This window comes from Flavobacterium sp. A45 (assembly GCF_002001005.1).
Classification (GTDB): Bacteria; Bacteroidota; Bacteroidia; order Flavobacteriales; family Flavobacteriaceae; genus Flavobacterium.
Genome location: NZ_MUNX01000037.1, coordinates 14,008 through 33,993, shown reverse-complemented (window position 1 = coordinate 33,993; position 19,986 = coordinate 14,008). Strand labels below are relative to the sequence as shown.

General features: G+C 34.8%; 11 protein-coding genes. All 11 read left to right on the top strand.

The genetic code is table 11. The features are described from left to right. Nucleotides 1-319 precede the first annotated feature (319 nt). The 11 genes from corA (at nucleotide 320) to B0E44_RS01270 (ending at nucleotide 19,882) form a co-directional block, all read left to right on the top strand. Nucleotides 320-1,390 (top strand): magnesium/cobalt transporter CorA, encoded by a 1,071-nt coding sequence (corA, locus tag B0E44_RS01320; protein WP_077370399.1) that lies wholly within the window; start codon nucleotides 320-322, stop codon nucleotides 1,388-1,390. Nucleotides 1,391-1,507: 117 nt separating this feature from the next. Next, on the top strand, nucleotides 1,508-3,601 hold the full coding sequence (gene pta / locus B0E44_RS01315; protein ID WP_077370398.1) for a phosphate acetyltransferase: 2,094 nt from the start codon (nucleotides 1,508-1,510) through the stop codon (nucleotides 3,599-3,601). Between the two features lie 23 nt (nucleotides 3,602-3,624). Beyond that, on the top strand, nucleotides 3,625-4,824 hold the full coding sequence (locus tag B0E44_RS01310) for an acetate/propionate family kinase (protein ID WP_077370397.1): 1,200 nt from the start codon (nucleotides 3,625-3,627) through the stop codon (nucleotides 4,822-4,824). 99 nt (nucleotides 4,825-4,923) lie between these two features. Beyond that, nucleotides 4,924-7,668 carry a histidine kinase gene (locus tag B0E44_RS01305; RefSeq protein WP_077370405.1) on the top strand — a complete coding sequence of 915 codons (2,745 nt, stop codon included), beginning with the start codon at nucleotides 4,924-4,926 and terminating at the stop codon, nucleotides 7,666-7,668. Between the two features lie 242 nt (nucleotides 7,669-7,910). Next, nucleotides 7,911-10,898, top strand: a complete 2,988-nt coding sequence (locus B0E44_RS01300) for a TonB-dependent receptor (protein WP_077370396.1) — start codon at nucleotides 7,911-7,913, stop codon at nucleotides 10,896-10,898. A 19-nt stretch (nucleotides 10,899-10,917) separates the two neighbouring features. Next, entirely contained in the window at nucleotides 10,918-12,384 is a 1,467-nt protein-coding gene (locus tag B0E44_RS01295; RefSeq protein WP_077370395.1) for a RagB/SusD family nutrient uptake outer membrane protein, read from the top strand. 31 nt (nucleotides 12,385-12,415) lie between these two features. Beyond that, nucleotides 12,416-13,246, top strand: coding sequence for a LamG domain-containing protein (locus B0E44_RS01290; RefSeq protein WP_077370394.1), 831 nt, complete (start codon nucleotides 12,416-12,418; stop codon nucleotides 13,244-13,246). Nucleotides 13,247-13,311: 65 nt separating this feature from the next. Continuing rightward, a complete protein-coding gene (locus tag B0E44_RS01285; protein WP_077370393.1) occupies nucleotides 13,312-14,673 on the top strand; it encodes a glucoamylase family protein in 1,362 nt (453 codons plus the stop codon). A 47-nt stretch (nucleotides 14,674-14,720) separates the two neighbouring features. Then, the gene (bglX, locus tag B0E44_RS01280) at nucleotides 14,721-17,021 is read left to right on the top strand and encodes a beta-glucosidase BglX (protein WP_077370392.1); all 2,301 of its coding nucleotides are present in this window, start codon (nucleotides 14,721-14,723) and stop codon (nucleotides 17,019-17,021) included. Between the two features lie 80 nt (nucleotides 17,022-17,101). Then, the gene (locus B0E44_RS01275) at nucleotides 17,102-17,887 is read left to right on the top strand and encodes a glycerophosphodiester phosphodiesterase family protein (RefSeq protein ID WP_077370391.1); all 786 of its coding nucleotides are present in this window, start codon (nucleotides 17,102-17,104) and stop codon (nucleotides 17,885-17,887) included. Between the two features lie 63 nt (nucleotides 17,888-17,950). Beyond that, complete coding sequence (locus B0E44_RS01270; RefSeq protein ID WP_077370390.1) at nucleotides 17,951-19,882, top strand: discoidin domain-containing protein; 1,932 nt, start codon at nucleotides 17,951-17,953, stop codon at nucleotides 19,880-19,882. Nucleotides 19,883-19,986: the final 104 nt, after the last annotated feature.

The following is a 19,986-nucleotide window of genomic DNA, read 5'->3' as shown; positions in this document are numbered from 1 at the left end:
GTAAAATAAAAAATGGACAAACAAATTTTGTAAAGAAACTTTTCTGCGCTATATTCTACAATTTAAGGCTTTTAATCTAAAATATAATTTAGTCTTGTAAGTAAAAAAAGGTAGTTTGCCAAATTAATGAGTAAAAGGAAAATGAGTTAAAAACGTCCTTTGTAAAACTAAGTAGCTTTGCCTTAATGAACTAACAATTTTTCTAGATTTTATTCAAATTGAAACTGACATCACTTGTATGTTTAACAGTAGATTTGATAAAATGCGGTTATTTGTATAATTAAGCGCTTTTTCGTAATATTACTATACAAATTATTTTATGAGAAAGATTAAGTACAAGAAAGGAAAACGATTACAGCCATATAGTTTAGAGTACACCGGTTTACATAAAGATAAGGAAATTGAAATGCAGTTGTTTGTTTATGACGATTGTATGGTAAATGAATATGAGAATGGTACTATCAATCATTTGGAAAAACATATCGATTTGACAAAAATAAATTGGTTAAATATCCACGGATTGAATGACATTGATTTGCTTAAAGAAGTAGCGAGCCATTTTAAAATTGATAATTTTATGTTGGCTGATATTTTGAATACCTCCAAAAGAACTAAACTTGAAGAAGAAAAGGACGTTTTGTTTTTTAATATAAAATCGATGCTTCCTGCCGAAAACTCAGATGATATTAGGGTAGAGCAGATAAGTTTTTTGTTGAAAAAAGGAATCCTAATTTCTTTTCAGGAAAAAAGGAGTGATTTTTTTACCCACATACGTGAACGTATTCGAACCAATTCAGGAATTGTTCGCACCAAGAATGCAGACTATTTATTGTATATTCTGTTGGATGCGATTATTGGTAACTTTTACATAACTCTTGAAAATGAGGAGGACAAAATAGAAGATTTAATTAATATGACCAAAAATAGCACCGACCCTATTATTTTGGAAAAAATTGAAAAACACAGAGATAATTTTAATTTCTTGAAGCGTTCTATCATTCCGCTTCGTGATTCTTTATATGATATAAAAAGTATACAAGAAGATGATGTGTTTAATGAAATAGAGTCGGAAAATTTCAGCTTTTTTACCCGTTTGCATCAAAAATGTTTAGAACTTTTGGAACAAATTGAATCGGATATGGGGTCTTTGGAAAGTGCATCCAATTTCTTTTTTGCGGCACAAACTCATAAGATGAATGAGATCATGAAAACACTGACTATTATTTCGGTGATATTCATTCCGCTTACTTTTATTGTTGGGGTTTATGGAATGAATTTTGACAATATGCCCGAGTTGAGATATCACAATGGCTATTATCTTGTTGTAGGTTTTATGTTTTTGGTTGGCATTGGGATGATTTTTTATTTTAAAAGACGAAGATGGTTTTGATTATGTTAACAAATTGTAGTTTATTATTTAAACCTGATTTTGGTCATATTTAGAAGGAAATTAAAGATATAATTTTGCATAAAGCGTTTAAATGGATTAAATTTTAAAAGTAAGAATATGAAAAAAGCTATATATATCGCAACGATTGAGGAGAATTGCGGTAAGACGATAATTACCTTGGGGTTATTGAGAATGCTGTTGGGAAAGACTGCAAAAGTGGGTTATTTCAGGCCTGTGATTGAAGATTATGAAGAGGGAAAAAAGGATACTCATATCGAGATGGTTATTTCGTATTTTGACTTAGATATTCAATATGAAGATGCTTATGCTATTACAAAAAGCAAGTTAATCAAGAAAAAAAACAATGGAAAATTAGGCGAAGTTGTTGATTTGATTATTGAAAAATACAAAAAACTGGAAGACCGTTTTGATTTTATTTTGGTTGAAGGAACGAGTTTTACGGGAGAAGGTACGGTTATTGAACTGGATATGAATGTGCTGATTGCCAAGAATCTTGGGATTCCTACGATTATTGTTGGTTCTGGAGAAGACAAAACGCTTGAGGAACTAATAGATAATTTAAGTCTAGCTTATAATTCATTTAAAGTAAAAGAAGTTGAAGTACTGGCAATAATTGCCAATAAAGTACAACCTGAAAATTTAGAATTAGTAACAACAGGATTGCAGAAAAATATGCCGGAATCTGTTCTTATCAATTCGATTCCATTAATTAGCAGTTTGAACAATCCAACAATACATGAAATTGTAGAGGCTTTGGGTGCCAAAATATTATTTGGACATGAATATTTAAACAATCAAATTGGTAGTTATAGTATCGGTGCCATGCAATTGTGTAACTATTTACTGCATCTTAAGGAAAATGGCCTTATTATCACTCCAGGAGATAGAGCTGATATTATTCTTGGGGCGTTACAGGCAAATGAATCCGCAAATTATCCATCGGTTTCCGGGATTGTTTTGACTGGTAATATCATTCCAGAAGACAGTATTTTGAAATTAATAGAAGGACTTTCTTCCATAGTTCCAATCCTTACAGTAGAAGGAGGTACTTACCATATTGCCAATCAGATTGGAAATATTAAGTCAAAAATATATGCCGATAATATTCAAAAAATTGAAACCTCGATAAATACGTTTGACAAATACGTTGATTTGGATGTGTTAATTGACAAATTTAATGCATTTAAAGCAGAGGGAATGACTCCTAAAATGTTTCAATACAATATGGTAAAAAGAGCCAAAGCTCATAGAAAACATATTGTTTTGCCGGAAGGAAGTGATGAAAGGATTATTATTGCGGCCTCTCGTTTACTAGCGATGGATGTTGTCGATATTTCTATTATTGGAAATAAAAAACAAATAGAAAGTAAAGTAGCCGAATTAGGTTTAGATTTTGATTTTTCTAAAGTGCCAATCATCAATCCGATAGAATCTGAAAATTATGATGATTATGTAAATACCTATTATGAGTTGCGAAAAGCCAAAAATGTAACTCTTGGAATGGCAAGAGACTTAATGGAAGACGTTTCTTATTTTGGGACTATGATGGTGTACAAAGGACATGCAGACGGTATGGTTTCGGGTGCTGCGCATACAACGCAACACACTATTTTACCTGCTTTACAGTTCATTAAAACTAAACCGAACTCCTCAGTGGTGTCCTCAGTATTCTTCATGTGTTTGGAAGACCGTGTTTCTGTTTTCGGGGATTGTGCTATCAATCCGAATCCGACTGCGGAGCAATTGGCAGAAATTGCCATTTCATCTGCGGATTCAAGTATTTCTTTTGGAATTGAACCAAAGATTGCTATGTTGTCCTATTCGTCAGGTACATCTGGAAAAGGGGACGAAGTAGAAAAAGTTAGACTTGCAACCGAAATAGTGAAACAAAAACGCCCAGACCTTAAAATCGAGGGGCCAATACAATACGATGCCGCAGTTGACTTGGAAGTAGGGCAAAGCAAAATGCCAAATTCTGAAGTTGCCGGTCGTGCGAGTGTATTGATTTTTCCCGATTTGAACACTGGAAATAATACATACAAAGCGGTTCAAAGAGAAACGGGAGCATTGGCAATTGGCCCAATGTTGCAAGGTTTAAACAAACCAGTAAACGACTTGAGTCGTGGTTGTACCGTAGACGATATCATAAATACAGTAGTAATTACAGCTATACAAGCACAGGATTTATAGCTTTTTAATTAAATAAATTTTAAATGAAAATAATAATTATAAACTCGGGAAGTTCTTCTATTAAATATCAAATGATTGATATGCCTGCCAATGAGGTAATTTGCAGTGGAATGATTGACAGAATAGGTTTAGAATCATCAAATTTTAGTTATGTAACCAATACTGTAAAAGTAGAGGAAACGTTGCCAATTGCAAATCATAAAATAGGATTACAGAAGATTTCCCAATTGTTAATGGATGATAAAGTTGGGGTTATCAAAAGTACTTCGGAGATTGAGGCCGTTGGTCATCGTGTGGTGCACGGAGGAAGTAATTTTTCGAATACAGTAACGATTACAAAAGAGGTTAAGGAGAAGATAAGACAACTTTCAGACTTGGCACCTTTGCATAATCCCGCCAATTTGGAAGGGATAAATGTTGCTGAAGAAATTTTCAGTGATGCAAAACAAGTAGCTGTTTTTGATACTGCTTTTCATCAAACCATTCCTGTTGTAGCTCACAAATATGCATTACCTAATTATCTTTTGACGGAGAATAAGATACGTGTCTATGGTTTTCATGGAACGAGCCACAAATATGTTTCAGAAAAGGCAATTCGTTATTTAAATGAAAATAATTCTGGAAAATCATCTAAAATCATTACGATACATCTAGGAAACGGATGTAGTATGACTGCCATAAAAGACGGAAAAAGTATTGATCATACCCTCGGATTTGCACCTATGAACGGTTTGATTATGGGAACGCGAAGTGGTGATGTAGATCAGTCTATAATTTTTCACATGGTTAATTCGTTAGGTTATTCATTGGATGCCGTGAATAATTTGCTGCAAAAACAAAGCGGAATGCTTGGTCTTACTGGATTCAGTGACTTGAGAGATATCGAATCCAATGCCGAAAAAGGGAATTTGGATTGTCAATTGGCTTTGGATATGAATGCCTATAGAATTAAGAAATTTATAGGTTCTTATGCAGCCGTTTTGAATGGGTTGGATGCCATTATTTTTACTGCCGGTATTGGAGAGAATTCATCCTACATCAGAAAACTCGTTTGTACCGATATGGATTATTTTGGATTAGAATTAGATTCAGCCAAAAACGAAATTCGTTCCAAAGAAATTCGAGAAATCAATACTCCAGATTCAAAAACAAAAATTTTAGTTATTCCTACTAATGAAGAAATAGAAATAGCAAATCAGGTTTATGAACTATTGTTAGGTTAAAATAAAATCACTTCATCAAAAAGCTTCTGTATTCAGAGGCTTTTTTTTGTAAATTTTATTGAGGAAATGTAATTATATTTGATAAAAAATCTTCGCGTTTTGAAAACTAAACTACTCTACATACTCTTTTTTGGTTTTATGTCATCGCATCTTTTTGCTCAAGAGTTGCTCCCTTTTGTGGAAAATTATAATAAATCAAATTATCAAGGCGACAACCAGATTTGGAATGTGGTACAGGGTAATGATAATGCCATGTATTTTGCCAATAATTATTATTTGTTGCGATATGATGGTGTAAAATGGGAGAAATATACACTACCCAATAAAACAATTATTCGTTCCATAATGGTGGATGGAGACCGTATTTATTCAGGTTCTTATCAAGAATTCGGTTATTGGTATCGAAAAGACACCAAGATGCATTATGTTTCTATTACGAAAGGGAAAAAGGTTTTTGATGCCAATAATAATGAAGAAATATGGAAAATATTCAAGTTTAATAACAAAATTTACTTTCAGTCTTTCAATGGTATTTTTGTATTTGATGGTAAGGTTATAAAGGAAAAGCCATTTCCTTTTTTGATTTCATATTGTTTTGTTGTCGACAATCAAATATTGATTGCGTCAGTTGAAAAAGGAATCTTTCGATTGGCTAATGGAAAAATCGAAAAAGTAAATGGATTGTCTCTTTTGGAAAACAATGTCATTCATAGTATTCAAAAGTATCAAAATAAAATTTATTTTTTCACCAAAAAGAGTGGTGTTTATGTTTTTGAGAATAATGTTTTAAGCCCTTGGAAGAATGCTTTAAACAATATATTGAAAACGGCCAATATTAATGTGGCCCAATTCATCAAAAACAATAAGTTGGTTATTGGGACTGCAAATAATGGCGTTTATATTCTGGATTTAAATGATGAATCCTATAAAAATATCAATAGAAATAACGTCTTGATGAACAATTCAATTTTGAGTATTGGTCAGGATAAAGAGAATGATTTGTGGTTAGGTCTTGATAATGGAATAGCCCATATTGAAGTCAATTCTCCAATTTCAATATTCTATGACAGTTCAGGGATTTTAGGGTCAGTGTATTCAGTGGCAAGTATTCCAAAAGGCTACTTGATGGCTTCCAATCATGGTGTTTTCAAATATGAAGATAAACAGCTTTCATTAATCCCCAACACGCAAGGGCAAGCTTGGAATATCAGTAAAATTAATGATCAATACCTCATTGGTCACAACGAAGGAACTTATACTTATAAAAATGGATTGTTCAGTAAATTGAACAACATTAACGGAGGTTGGAATTTGACCAAAAGCAGTATTAATAATTCGTATTTGCAGGCGACTTACAGTGGAGTTGTTATTTATAATGATGCTGATGATTTAAATCAAAAAATAGTAATAAAAGAAATATTGAAGCCTATTAAATATCTAGCACAGAACAGAAAAAATGAAATTTGGGCTGCGGATAATAACAGGGGTTTATATCGTATTTTATATAATGATGATTATGTGACCACCAAAGTCGATAATGTTACCCAACGGAGTAAAATCAACAATGACTTCGGGGTTAAGATATTTGAATTCCGAAATGAAATTCTTTTTTTGATAGACAATTCCTGGTATACTTTTAATTCCATTACTAACCAATTGGAAACCAATGAACTGTTTAATGCTAATTTTAAAAATGCCTCTGATATTGTGGCTATTGATGAAAATCATTTTATGGTACTACAGGATGGGCTTTTGTACCATATATATGCACAGGGCACTAAATTTATAAGAAATAGCATTCAAGATAAATATTATAAAGGAAAAATCATCAATGATAATTTGAAAGTGTTTAAGGATAATAATAATTATCTATTGAATCTGGATGATGGTTTTATTTCACTTGATTTAAAGTATGATGAAAAGAAGAAAACCACTGTTAAGATTGAAGCATTCAATGATGATATTTTGGTTGAAAATAATTCAAAAATTAATCATAATTCAGAGCTTAGAATAAATGTAATATCTGGAATTTATGGAGCAACAAAACCAGATTTGTTTTATAAAATTAATGGAACAAAAGATTTTTTCCCAATCAAGGAGGGTTTGATTCTTTTGAATAACCTAAGTAGTGGTTCCCACGATGTCACCATTTATAGTAATGATGGGTTAAATTATAATAAAATAGCCAATTTTGAATTTGTTGTGGCCAAAGCATGGTATTTTTCAGCTTGGATGATTTTCGTTTATATTATTTTGATTGGGCTCATTCTGTATCTTTATTATAAATGGAATAAGATGAAATACATTCAGAAGCTTAAATTGCAAAAAGAAGAGTTAAAGCATCAGAAAGAAATTTTGGAAATGGAATTGAAAGCCGAAAATGAATTAAATAGCCAGGAATATGAAAAACATATTTTGGAATTGGAATTGCAATCAAAATCTTCGGAAGTGGCAGGTAAATCACTTTCAATTGCCAAACAAAGTGAAATGATTGAAAACATTCAGAATATCTTGGATACAGAATCAGATTTCAATAAATTAAAAAGTGAGATTAAAAAAGCTATAAAAATCAATGCTGTCAATAAGCATGAGTGGGAAATTTTTGAAACTAATCTTAATCAAATTAATAATGAATTCATTATTGCCCTTTCGAAGAAATACCCACACCTGACTTCAAAGGATATTAAGTTGTGTGTGTACCTAAAAATGAATCTTTCATCCAAGGAAATAGCTCCGATGATGAATATTTCATTTAGAGGAGTAGAACTACATCGCTATCGTCTAAGAAAAAAATTAGGGCTTGCACAGGACGAAATACTTTCTAAATTTCTATTATCTATATAAAAAAGTGTATTTTTTTGTTAATATTATGTTTTTTTTATACTTTTTTTATGGAATTGTAGTACATCATCACTACATCATCACCTTTCGATGTAGTACTTCATGTTCTTTGTAAGTGTCTGTAAAATAAGGGTTTCTACTCTCGTTGTTTAGGTTTGATGTATTCGTGTAGTAGTGCCGTTTCGGCTACTACAACGTTGTAATTGTTTAAATTAGCTAAACTAACTTAAACGTTTAACAAACTTATGAGAAATTTTATTTTTAGCTTTTTAGCACTCATTCTACTGCCAGCTTACATGTCTGGTCAAGTAATCAAAGGAAAAGTATTGGATCAGACTGGGCTTGGGATACCTGGAGCATTTGTTGTTGCAGGAAATGTTTCCGCTGACACTGATATCGATGGTAATTTTAGTATTAGTGCCAAAGAGGGCGATATATTAAAAATCAGCTTAGTCGGTTTTGATGCAGTTGAAGTTCCTGCAACTTTGACACCAATGACGATAACATTGAAAGAATCTGCAGATACCGCACTAAAAGAAGTAGTAGTAATTGGGTATGGTACTGCTAAGAAAAGAGACTTAACAGGTTCCATTGTTAAGGTACAAGCAAAAGAAATTGCTGATAAACCAAATCCTAACCCTATAGTTTCTGTTCAGGGTAAAGTAGCGGGTCTATCAATTGTCAATTCTGGAAAACCTGGAGAAGATCCTGATGTTAGAATTCGTGGAACGGTGAGTAGATATCAAACAAAGCCTTTGTATGTTGTTGATGGGATTTTTGCCGATGACATTAAGTTTATGAATGCTTCGGATATCGAATCTATGGAAGTATTGAAAGACGCATCATCATTGGCTATCTTCGGTGTTCGAGGTGCAAATGGAGTTATAATCGTTACTTCGAAAAGAGCGAAAGAAGGTAAAACCACAGTTAACTTTAACAGCTCTATTGGTTTTAAAACTTTAGTGGATACACCGTCAATTACCAATGGTGCACAATTCAAGACCTTATATGATGAACAGAGAAGCAATCAAGGGCTAGCGCCTTATTCTCATTATGATAAATTTAATGCCAATACAGATTGGATTGAAGAAATTAGTAATGATAATGCTTTGGTAATAACCAACAATTTAAGTTTCTCTAACGGGACAGATAAAAATAAATTTTATTTTGGACTAGGACATATAGAAGATGATGGTTTGATTGACAATGAGAAATACAAAAAATTTACTTTTAATGTCAATAATGAAACACAAATAACAGAGTCAATTAAAATAGGTGTATCCATGAATGGTTACAACTCCTCACTTCCACAGTTGCGTAATTTTGAGAGTTCATTGAGAGCCACTCCAATAGTTTCCTCTCGAAATGCAGATGGAATGTTCAATCAATTGCCTTTGGAAATTGGTGCTGCCCAAATTGGGAACCCGCTTGCAGAAGTTCAAGGGAAAAGATTCACACAACTGAATGAAGAGTCAAAATACATTATAAATGCTTTCACCGAGATAAAACTTATTGAAGGATTAAAATTTAGAGGCTCTTTTCAGTCTGAAACAAGTTACAGTAAAGGAAGGGGATACACTCCTGTTTTTGATGTCTATGTAAGTGAAACCGACGAAACAACTCCATACGGTGGGAATATGTTGACCAATGTTAATCAATTTAAAAATGATTTCAATAAAAAACAACAGGACTATAATTTTACTTATAACAAAGAATTCGGAAATCATGATTTTACGCTTTTAGCAGGTTACACACGCTTAGAAGAAACTTTTGAAGGAGTTAACGGTACAGTTACACAATATATTAATGGAGATCAAATCCCATATGACAAAAGATGGTGGTATCTGAATGTTTATCCTTATGGGGATCCAACCACTCGTTTTGCTAATTCAGACCAATGGGACAGGGCTACCGTTTCATATTTAACCCGTCTTTTATACAATTATGATGGAAAATATATACTGAATGCTTCTTTCCGTCGTGATGGTTCATCAGAGCTTAGTGATTCTAATCGTTGGCAAAATTTCTGGTCTATAGGGGCAGCTTGGGACATAACTAAAGAAGGTTTTATGGAAGACCAAAAGTTTTTTGATTTATTGAAAATTAAAGGTTCTTACGGTGTTTTAGGAAATCAATATTCATCAATACATTATCCAGCATATCCAGCTTATACCACAGGAAGTTCAGCTGTTTTTGGAGAATCAATAGTTCCAGCTTATGTGTTGGCGTATAGAAATAATCCAGATCTGCAATGGGAGACAGTAACTTCGTATGAAGCAGGAATAGAAATGAAACTTTTTGAAAACCGAATGAGTCTTGAGGCTGCTTATTTCAACAAAACAACAGAAGATTTATTGACTTTTGTTGACCTTGGAAGTGAAAAGTTTTATACCAATGCTGGAGAAATCGAAAATAGAGGATTTGAGGTTGCAGTTTCTTGGAATGATGATATAAATGATAATTTTAGTTATTCTATCAGTGGTAATGCCACTACATTGGATAATGAAGTAAAATCGGTTTATGAACCAGGATTTCAGGTTTTTGAAGGGCCTTCGATTCTTACAGCCGGCGCACCTATCGGTTCATTCTACGGTTATGTTGTAGAAGGTCTATACCAATCATACGCAGATATATTAAATTCTCCTCCAAGCTCATTGGGAGATTATGCGCCTGGGGATTTTAAATATAAAGATGTAAATGGTGACGGAAAAATTACTACAGATGACCGAGAAATAATAGGTAATCCAACGCCAGATGTTTCATATGGTTTCTCTTTGAGTGGAACGTATAAACAAATAACATTGTCATTCGATTTTCAAGGTGTTTACGGAAATGAGATTTATAGAGATTGGGGTAACGGTTCAACATTTGCACAATTCAATTACAGAACAGAAAGATTGGACAGATGGACTGGGGCAGGAACTTCAAATTGGGAGCCAAGACTCAATGACGGTTCAGGTTATAATAAATTGCCATCGACTTACATGATAGAAGACGGCAGTTATCTTAGACTTAGAAACATTCAGTTAGCGTATGATTTTGATAAAGACTTTTTGGATAAAACATTTCTCCAAAGTTTAAGAGTTTATTTAAATGCACAAAACCCATTTACTTGGGCCAATAATTCAGGATTCACACCAGAAGCGGGGGGAACACCAATTTCATTCGGTAAAGACACAGGAGGATATCCTCTGCCTGCGATTACATCTTTTGGATTGAATCTGACTTTTTAACATTAAAACTTGAATAAAAATGAGAAATTTTAAATCTATATTATATATATCGCTACTGGCCGTAGTTTCACTGTCTACCTTAAACTCATGCAATGATGAGGAATTTTTGGATAGAAAACCATTAGGAACAGCAGCAGAAGGGGATTTACAGGCAGGAGGTTTTGAAGAAAAAGCCTTTGGATTGTACGGAAAAATGAGAACACAGGCAGGAATTGCCGATTGGGACAGATACTGGTTTCAAAATATTCGCTCAGATGATGCCATGAAGGGAAGTGATCCCGGAGATGCAGCAAACAGAGGTAACATAATGGACGGATTTATTTATTCTCCAACTGAATTTTCGTCAAATTGGGACGGACATTATAGTTTAATCTATGCTTGCAATGATTTAATTTATGATGTTGACAATTCCGGAAAAACAGACGCAGGTACTTTGACTAACAAAGCAGAAGCTATGGCCATCAGAGGGCTGGCATTTTTTGAACTGCGCAGGGATTATGGTGAGGTGCCAATAGTTTTGAATAAAATAATCACACCGAGTGATGCTATTAAGGCAAAATCTCCCATCGCTGATGTAGATGCTCAAATCATAAAAGACTTAGAATTTGCAGCGGCAAATTTACCACTTAGCTGGCCTGCCTATCCTGGTAGAGCAACTAGTGGTTTTGCTAATTCGATTTTAGCTAAATTGTATTTATATCAAGGGAATTGGGCAAAAGCACTTGAAACAGCGGAGGTTGTTATCAATTCAGGGCAATATACCCTTTTTAATTCGTATGAGATTTTGTTCAAAGAGCAAGGTGATAATTGTAGTGAAGCTATTTTTGAAGTGCAATTCCTTAGACAGGATGGAGTTAATTATTCAAACAATTATTTTGAATCACAAGGTATTCGTGGTTCAGGAGTTTGGGATTTAGGATGGGGATTCAATGTTCCTACCCAAAATTTAGTTGATGCCTATGAAACAGGTGACCCACGTAAAAATTCCACAATTCTTTTCGAGGGTAAGGATGATGGATATGGTACTACAATTCCAACAGGATTGTCTCAGCCATATTGGAACAAAAAAGCCTATTCTACACCAAGTTACAGAGCCGCACAGGGTACAGGTAAAAATCAGTGGTTCAACGTTAAAATTATTCGCTATGGTGATGTGATTTTAATGGCTGCTGAAGCGGCAAATGAATTAGGCAATGCAGCTAAAGCCGCAGATTATGTAAATCAAATTCGTAAAAGAGCAAGAGGAAATAATGCAGCTCTACTTCCGGATGTACCAGCAGATGGCAACCTGAAAAATGCAATCAAGCGTGAAAGAAGAATTGAGTTGGCAATGGAAGGGGAGAGATTCTATGACTTAGTACGTTGGGGAGATGCATCAACAGTATTGGGGCCTTTAGGATATCAAGCTAAAAACAAGTACTATCCAATTCCACAAACTGCTATTGATCAATCAAATGGAGTTTTGATTCAGAACCCTAATTATTAATAACCATTCGATTTATAAAATTAAATAAGATATGAAAATCAATATATCAATGATTAAGAAAGCTTTCGGAATAGTATTTATTTTGATGGCAATTATAGGATGTCAAGAAATGGACAGACCTGAATTGGGGGATTATCCAGCGGATGAAAATCCTGTTGGCGGACCTTTAAAATTCTATGTCCCCTTTGATGACAATACAAGCGATCCCTTGCGTTTTGCAGTAGACAATATCCGCGCAAAATTTCCTAGTGACAACCCTCTTGCTCAAACCGATGGGATAAATGGGAAAGGAGTACAAGGAGGAGAACCTAAAAAATTTATAGCTTATTCCTCTGCTAATGATTTTGCTTCTACAGCTGCTAGCTTTACTGTTGCATTTTGGGCAAAACATAAAGCTCCAACTCAAACAGAATTTATATTTGCCTTGACAAGTGATAACTGGGCAAAAGCAGCAATGTTTGTAATGGTGGAAGGTACAGCCGCAAACCCAATTGTTAAGCTTTTTGTTGATGAACAGCCTAGTACAGGAGGTTCTGATAAATGGTTTGAATGGGTAAATACGAAAGCGGTTCCAGGTTTATTTGATGATCAATGGCATCATTATGCTTTTGTTTATGATGGAACAATTTCTAAAATGGTGTTGTATAGAGATGGTGTGGTATATGAACCTGTTAGCCAATGGACAAATCATGGAAATGTAAAATTTAATACATCAAAAGTTGGTAGTTTCAGAATTGGAGGTTCAGGAAATCCTGAAGAAGGTTGGATGAATTCTTGGACAGGAGGATTGGATCAATTCAGGATGTATGCTTCTGCATTAACAGCAGGAGAGGTAAATGAATTATTTACAGGAAAACTATAAATTGAAGTTGAATAGGGATTTGCCAAAGTAAATTTTATTTTGGCAAGTTTTTTATAGCGTAAAGTATGAAGAAAATTAAACTTTTGATAGTCCCTACTTTTGTATTTCTTTTATGTTGTAGTAACAGTACAAAAGTTGATAAAACTATAGAAGAATCGGTTCAATTGACTGATGAGCAAGCTATGGATCAAGTTCAAAAAGATGCCATAAAATATTTTTGGGATTACGCCGAACCTAATTCAAAATTGGGAAGAGAAAGGTATCACACAGATGATCCTAGTTTCGAAGCTAACAAAGTAACCACGGGAGGTTCTGGTTTTGGGCTAATGTCTTTGATTGTTGGAGTAGAAAGAGGTTTTATTCCAAGAGCCGAAGCCGTTACCCGAATGACCACTGCAATGGATTTTCTGGGAAAAGCAGATCGTTTTCACGGAGCTTGGTCACACTGGATGGATGGAACTACAGGAAAGGCTATTTCATTTGGCAATAAGGATGACGGAGGTGATATAGTAGAGACTGCTTTCTTGTGCCAAGGATTGATTGCCGTGAGAGAATATTTCAAAAACGGTAATGACCAAGAAAAAGCATTGTCTGCGAAAGCAGATAATCTATGGAAAGGAGTCGAATGGAGTTGGTACACCAATGGTGAAAACGCCATGTATTGGCATTGGTCTCCTACCTATCAATGGGAGATGAAATTCAAATTGGAAGGATACAACGAGTGTTTGATTGCCTATATTTTGGGAGCTGCTTCCACAACTCATCCAATTCCCTCAGCTGCTTATCACGAAGCATGGACACGAAACGGAATGATTGGCACTGATAAAAAACAATACGGAATTCCATTAGTATTCAAGTACAATACCGTTAGCGGAAATGCTGGACCTTTATTCTGGGCTCAATATTCTTACTTAGGATTGGATCCAACCAAACTTACCGACAAGTATGCAAACTACTGGGAATTAACCCAAAATCAGGCTAAAATCATATACAGCTATTGTGTTGATAATCCAAAAAAATGGAAAGGCTATTCTGAAAAATGTTGGGGTCTTACGGCTAGTTACACTCGAAACAAAGATGGATCAACAGGGTATTCTGCTCATGATACCGACAATGATTTAGGGGTTATCACTCCAACTGCCGCATTATCTTCTTTTCCTTACACTCCAAAAGAAAGCATGAAGTTTTTGCATTATTTGTATGATGAAAAGAAAAGTACTCACATAGGAATTGCAGGACCTTATGATGCTTTTTCACCGCATTATAATTGGATTACTCCCCGATATTTGGCAATTGATCAAGGAACAATTGCACCAATGATTGAAAACTATCGAACTGGTTTAATTTGGAAATTGTTTATGAATGCGCCAGAGGTAAAACAAGGTTTACTGAATCTTGGTTTTCATTCTGGAAAATATGGTTTTTAAATAAGGCTGTAGGCTTAGTTGAAGTAAATAAAATAAACAGATAAAAAATGAAAAAGACATTAATCATTCTATTCTTAAGCTTCGCTTTTTTGGGCTATAGCCAAAAGAAAGAAAATAAAAAAACCGTTGCAATTAAACCTAAAGCTGAATTCGTAGCTGAGTTGTTATCAAAAATGACTTTGGACGAGAAATTGGGGCAGTTGAATTTACCAACATCGGGAGATATAACCACCGGTCAAGCCAAAACCTCTGATGTTGCAAAGAAAATCGAAGAAGGCAAGGTCGGTGGATTATTTAATATAAAATCAGTTCAAAAAATAAAAGAAGTTCAGCGAATTGCAGTCGAAAAAAGCCGTTTGAAAATCCCTTTGATTTTTGGAATGGACGTGATTCATGGGTACGAGACGACCTTTCCTATCCCGCTTGGACTGTCATGTACATGGGATATGAAATTGATCGAAAGAAGTGCTCAAATTGCTGCTCAAGAGGCAAGTGCCGATGGAATCAATTGGACATTTTCGCCTATGGTCGATATTTCTCGTGACCCACGTTGGGGAAGAGTTTCAGAAGGTTCTGGTGAAGATCCATTTTTGGGAAGCCAAATAGCCAAAGCAATGGTAAACGGTTACCAACAAAACGATCTTTCCAAAAACAACAGCATTTTGGCATGTGTCAAGCATTTCGCTTTGTATGGTGCACCAGAAGGAGGGCGTGATTACAATACGGTTGATATGAGCCACATCAGAATGTATAATGACTATTTCCCACCTTACAAAGCCGCTGTTGATGCAGGAGCAGGATCGGTTATGGCTTCTTTCAATGAAGTAGATGGAATTCCTGCTACTGGAAGTAAATGGTTGATGACTGAAGTTTTGAGAAAACAGTGGGGCTTTAAAGGTTTTGTAGTTACCGATTTTACAGGAATTCCAGAAATGATTGCGCACGGAATGGGCGATTTGCAAGCAGTATCTGCTTTGGCTTTAAATGCAGGAGTTGAAATGGATATGGTTGGTGAAGGATTTTTGAACACTTTGAAAAAATCATTGGAAGAAAAGAAAGTTACTATTGAACAAATCAACAATGCGGTAACACTTATTCTGAATGCCAAATACGATTTAGGATTATTTGCAGACCCTTATAAATATTGTGACGAGAATAGAGCCAAAACCGAAATATTTACTGCTGCCAGCAGAGAGGAATGTCGAAAAATTTCGGCTCAATCTTTGGTTTTGTTAAAAAATAATAATCAGTTGTTGCCTTTGAAAAAATCAGGAACAATTGCGCTTATCGGACCATTGGCAGATGCCAAAAACAATATGTCAGGAACTTGGAGCGTGGCTACCAAAGGAGAAAATTGTATTTCATTATTGGCAGGAATTCAGGAAGTAGCTGGAAAATCTACTAAAGTGCTTTACGCCAAAGGTAGTAATTTAGACTACGATGAAACTTTCGAAACCAATGCTACTATGTTTGGTAAAACCTTAAACAGAGACAGTCGTTCAAAAGAAGAAATGATAGCAGAGGCTGTAAAAGTTGCCAATCAATCCGATGTTATTGTGGCAGCACTGGGAGAATCTGCCGAAATGAGTGGAGAGAGCAGCAGCCGTACAAATTTGGAAATCCCTCAAGCTCAAAAAGATTTATTGAATGCTTTATTAAAAACTGGAAAACCCGTAGTATTAGTTCTATTTGATGGCCGTCCATTGGTAATAAATGACGAGAATGCTACAGTACCAGCCATTTTGAATGTTTGGTTTGCCGGTAGTGAAGCGGGTTATGCTATTGCCGATGTCTTGTTTGGAGATGTAAATCCATCAGGAAAATTGACTTCTACATTTCCAAGAAGCGTAGGTCAAATCCCAATTTATTATGCTCATAAAAATACTGGAAGACCTCTTGTTAACACTGAAGGGAAATTCGAGAAATTCAGATCCAATTATATAGATGAAAGAAACGAACCATTATTTCCTTTTGGTTATGGGTTGAGTTATACCAAATTTGAGTATTCAAACCTCAAAATTTCAGCGGATAAGATGAATTCCAATGGTAAAATAACTGTAAGTGTTGAGGTTGCAAATACTGGAAATTTTGACGGAAAAGAAGTAGTGCAATTGTATATAAAAGATGTAATAGGTTCAGTAACCAGACCGGTTAGGGAACTAAAAGGCTTTCAAAAAATAACCCTTAAAAAAGGAGAAAGACAAACAGTGACTTTCGAAATTAGAGAAGATGATTTGAAATTTTACAATACTGATTTGCAGTTTGTTGCTGAGCCTGGACAGTTTGAAGTTTTCGTAGGTGGAAATTCAAACGCAGACAATAAGGTAAGTTTTAATTTGGTTAATTAAGCTTGGTTAGTTTATTTGGTTGCCCTCCGTTTTGGTTAGACGGAGGGCTTTTTTTATAAACAATCTTAAATTTATAAAGTATGAATGCTATTAAGATATTTGGAGTATTCCTTTTTATGCTGATAATAGTTGTTTTTTCTTCTTGTAATGCGAAGAAAAACGCTGTTGTAGCACATCGGGGAGCTTGGAAAGAAAATAATTTTCCTGAAAATTCTATTGCAGCGTTAAGGCACGCGATCGATCTAAAACTGCCTGGATCTGAATTTGACGTTTGGAGAACTGCTGATGATTCTCTTGTGATCAATCATGATGCACATTATAATAAATTGCTTATCGAAGAAACAAATTATGCGGACTTAATAAAGTTTAAGCTTTCTAATGGAGAGAAGCTGCCAACTTTGAGTGAGTATATTATAGAAGGCAAAAAAAACAACAAGCATACTCTTTTGGTTTGCGAAATAAAACCTTCGGAAATTAGTAAAGAAAGAGGAAAAAAGACAGCCTTAAAAACTGTTGAGAACGTTAAGAAACTTAAAGCTGAAAAAATAACCTCCTACATTAGTTTTGATTACGAAATTTTAAAACAAATCAGGCTAGTAGACAATAAAACTTCTTTACAATATCTTGAGGGAAATAAATCTCCAAAGGAAGTAAAACTGGATCAAATATCTGGTATTGATTACCATTATTCTGTTTTTAAAAAACATCCTGAATGGATTAAAGAAGCAAAAGAGAATAATGTTACGCTAAACGCCTGGACTGTTAATGATGTTGAGGATATGGATTGGATCATTGAAAATAATTTTAATTATATCACGACCAATGAACCTGAATTATTAAATCAAAGAATAAAGGATAAAAAATAGTTTTCAATTAAGTTCTAATTGAAAAGGCAAACAATTTCTTTTTAAAACCTTAAAACTGTACCAATGAAAAAAATAGATAAAGTGCTTTCAAGAGCATTCTTGTTGCTTTTAATAATCAGTAGCACTAATAGTAGCGCCCAGAGCTCAAATATTCCCGGAAAAACGAAATGGTTTGATCCCAATAAACCAGCATCGACCTATTGTAATCCCATCAATATTGGTTACAATTATACTACAGAAAATCATAATAGAATTCCGGATTCCCGACGCTCAAGTGCCGATCCTGTAATCATTCCCTACAAAGGTGATTATTATCTTTTTGCAACCAACCAAGCCGGTTTCTTTTGGAGTAGTGATATGGCGGACTGGAAATTTGTTTACGGAAGTTTTCAACGTAATCCTGGTGATGACGATCAATGTGCGCCAGCTGCTTGGGTTGTAAATGATACTTTGTTTTATGTAGGTTCAACATGGAAAAAAGACCACCCAATTTGGAAAACTGCCGATCCAAAATCGGGTCGCTGGGTTCGTCATGTCAATACTGCGATGTTGCCCACTTGGGATCCTGCTATTTTTCAGGATGATGACAAAAAAGTGTATATGTACTATGGTTCAAGTGGGAAATTACCGCTTTGTGGAGTAGAAGTTGATTATAAAACATGGCTTCCAAAAGGGAATCAGGCCGATTACGAAAAGCTATATTCAGCAACTGAAGTGGAGGATATTCAGCGTCCTTATGGCGAAATAAAAGCAGTTGTAGGTTTGGATCCCGCTGAACATGGTTGGGAACGCTTTGGGCCTAATAACGACATGGAACCGGCTCCTTGGGGCAATTTTATTGAAGGAGCATGGATGACCAAGCACAATGGTAAATATTATATGCAATATGGGGCTCCTGCCACCGAATTTAAGGGCTACGCCAATGGTGTTCATGTAGGAAATAGTCCTTTGGGGCCGTTTACATACCAAAAGCACAATCCAATGTCGTACAAACCGGGAGGATTTGTGATAGGGGCCGGACATGGTAACACTTTTGCCGATAATTATGGCAATTATTGGAATACGGGAACCTGTAAAATTTCGGTTAAGGATCGCTTTGAACGTCGTATCGATATGTTTCCTTCTGGATTTGACAAAGATGATGTCATGTATTCGATTACTACTTATGGAGATTATCCAACTTTGCTGCCAAATAGTAAAAGGGATCAAACCAATGGAGCATTTACAGGATGGATGTTACTTTCGTACAAAAAAAATGCAACAGTTTCTTCATCCGAAGAATGCATGGATGTACAAACCCACAGAGTAGACACAGGCGGGAAAAAAGTATTTGAAAAAATATGTTACAATGCCCAGAATTTGACAGATGAAGATATTCAATCCTATTGGTCTGCCAAAACGGACAAGCCAGGCGAATGGTTGCAAATTGATTTGGGTAGAAAAATGAGAATTAACGCTTTACAGATTAATTATGCCGATCATAAAGCTACACAGTACAACAAGGCAATGGATATTTATTATCAGTACCAAATATTTATGTCTGATGACAATCAAAATTGGACTTTGGTCGTTGATAAATCCAAAAGTGACAAAGATGCACCTCATGATTATTTAGAATTAACAAATTCAATTGAAGCACGTTATATAAAAATGGTGAATATTCACAATGCATCAGGATTATTTGCCGTTTCAGATTTTCGTGTTTTCGGAAATGGATTGTCAGACAAACCTAAAAAGGTTGCAGGTTTTAAAGTAGATAGAAATTCTGCTGATTCTCGTAATGCTATGATTACTTGGAAGGTACAGCCAGACGCCATAGGCTATACTATTTACTACGGAATTGCACCTGATAAATTATACAACAGTATAATGGTTTACGAAGGCAGTTTGTATGATTTTAGAGGACTGGACAAAGGAACAGAATATTACTTCGCTATTGAAGCGTTTAATGAAAATGGAATTGGGCCAAGAATGAATACTGCTAAATTTAAATAGATAATAATAGTGCTAATAGTATTTATCAAGTTAATTCTTAGCAATAGGAGGACTTATTATAACTACAAGGTTGTAGTAGTTTTAAAATAAAATGGTATTAGATT

What these genes read in the sequence shown, in the direction of transcription:
- B0E44_RS01290 (WP_077370394.1), top strand. Translation starts at nt 12,416, where the DNA reads ATGAAAATCAATATATCAATGATTAAGAAAGCTTTCGGAATAGTATTT.
- corA (WP_077370399.1), top strand. Translation starts at nt 320, where the DNA reads ATGAGAAAGATTAAGTACAAGAAAGGAAAACGATTACAGCCATATAGT.
- B0E44_RS01285 (WP_077370393.1), top strand. Translation starts at nt 13,312, where the DNA reads ATGAAGAAAATTAAACTTTTGATAGTCCCTACTTTTGTATTTCTTTTA.
- B0E44_RS01300 (WP_077370396.1), top strand. Translation starts at nt 7,911, where the DNA reads ATGAGAAATTTTATTTTTAGCTTTTTAGCACTCATTCTACTGCCAGCT.
- B0E44_RS01275 (WP_077370391.1), top strand. Translation starts at nt 17,102, where the DNA reads ATGAATGCTATTAAGATATTTGGAGTATTCCTTTTTATGCTGATAATA.
- bglX (WP_077370392.1), top strand. Translation starts at nt 14,721, where the DNA reads ATGAAAAAGACATTAATCATTCTATTCTTAAGCTTCGCTTTTTTGGGC.
- B0E44_RS01270 (WP_077370390.1), top strand. Translation starts at nt 17,951, where the DNA reads ATGAAAAAAATAGATAAAGTGCTTTCAAGAGCATTCTTGTTGCTTTTA.
- B0E44_RS01295 (WP_077370395.1), top strand. Translation starts at nt 10,918, where the DNA reads ATGAGAAATTTTAAATCTATATTATATATATCGCTACTGGCCGTAGTT.
- B0E44_RS01310 (WP_077370397.1), top strand. Translation starts at nt 3,625, where the DNA reads ATGAAAATAATAATTATAAACTCGGGAAGTTCTTCTATTAAATATCAA.
- pta (WP_077370398.1), top strand. Translation starts at nt 1,508, where the DNA reads ATGAAAAAAGCTATATATATCGCAACGATTGAGGAGAATTGCGGTAAG.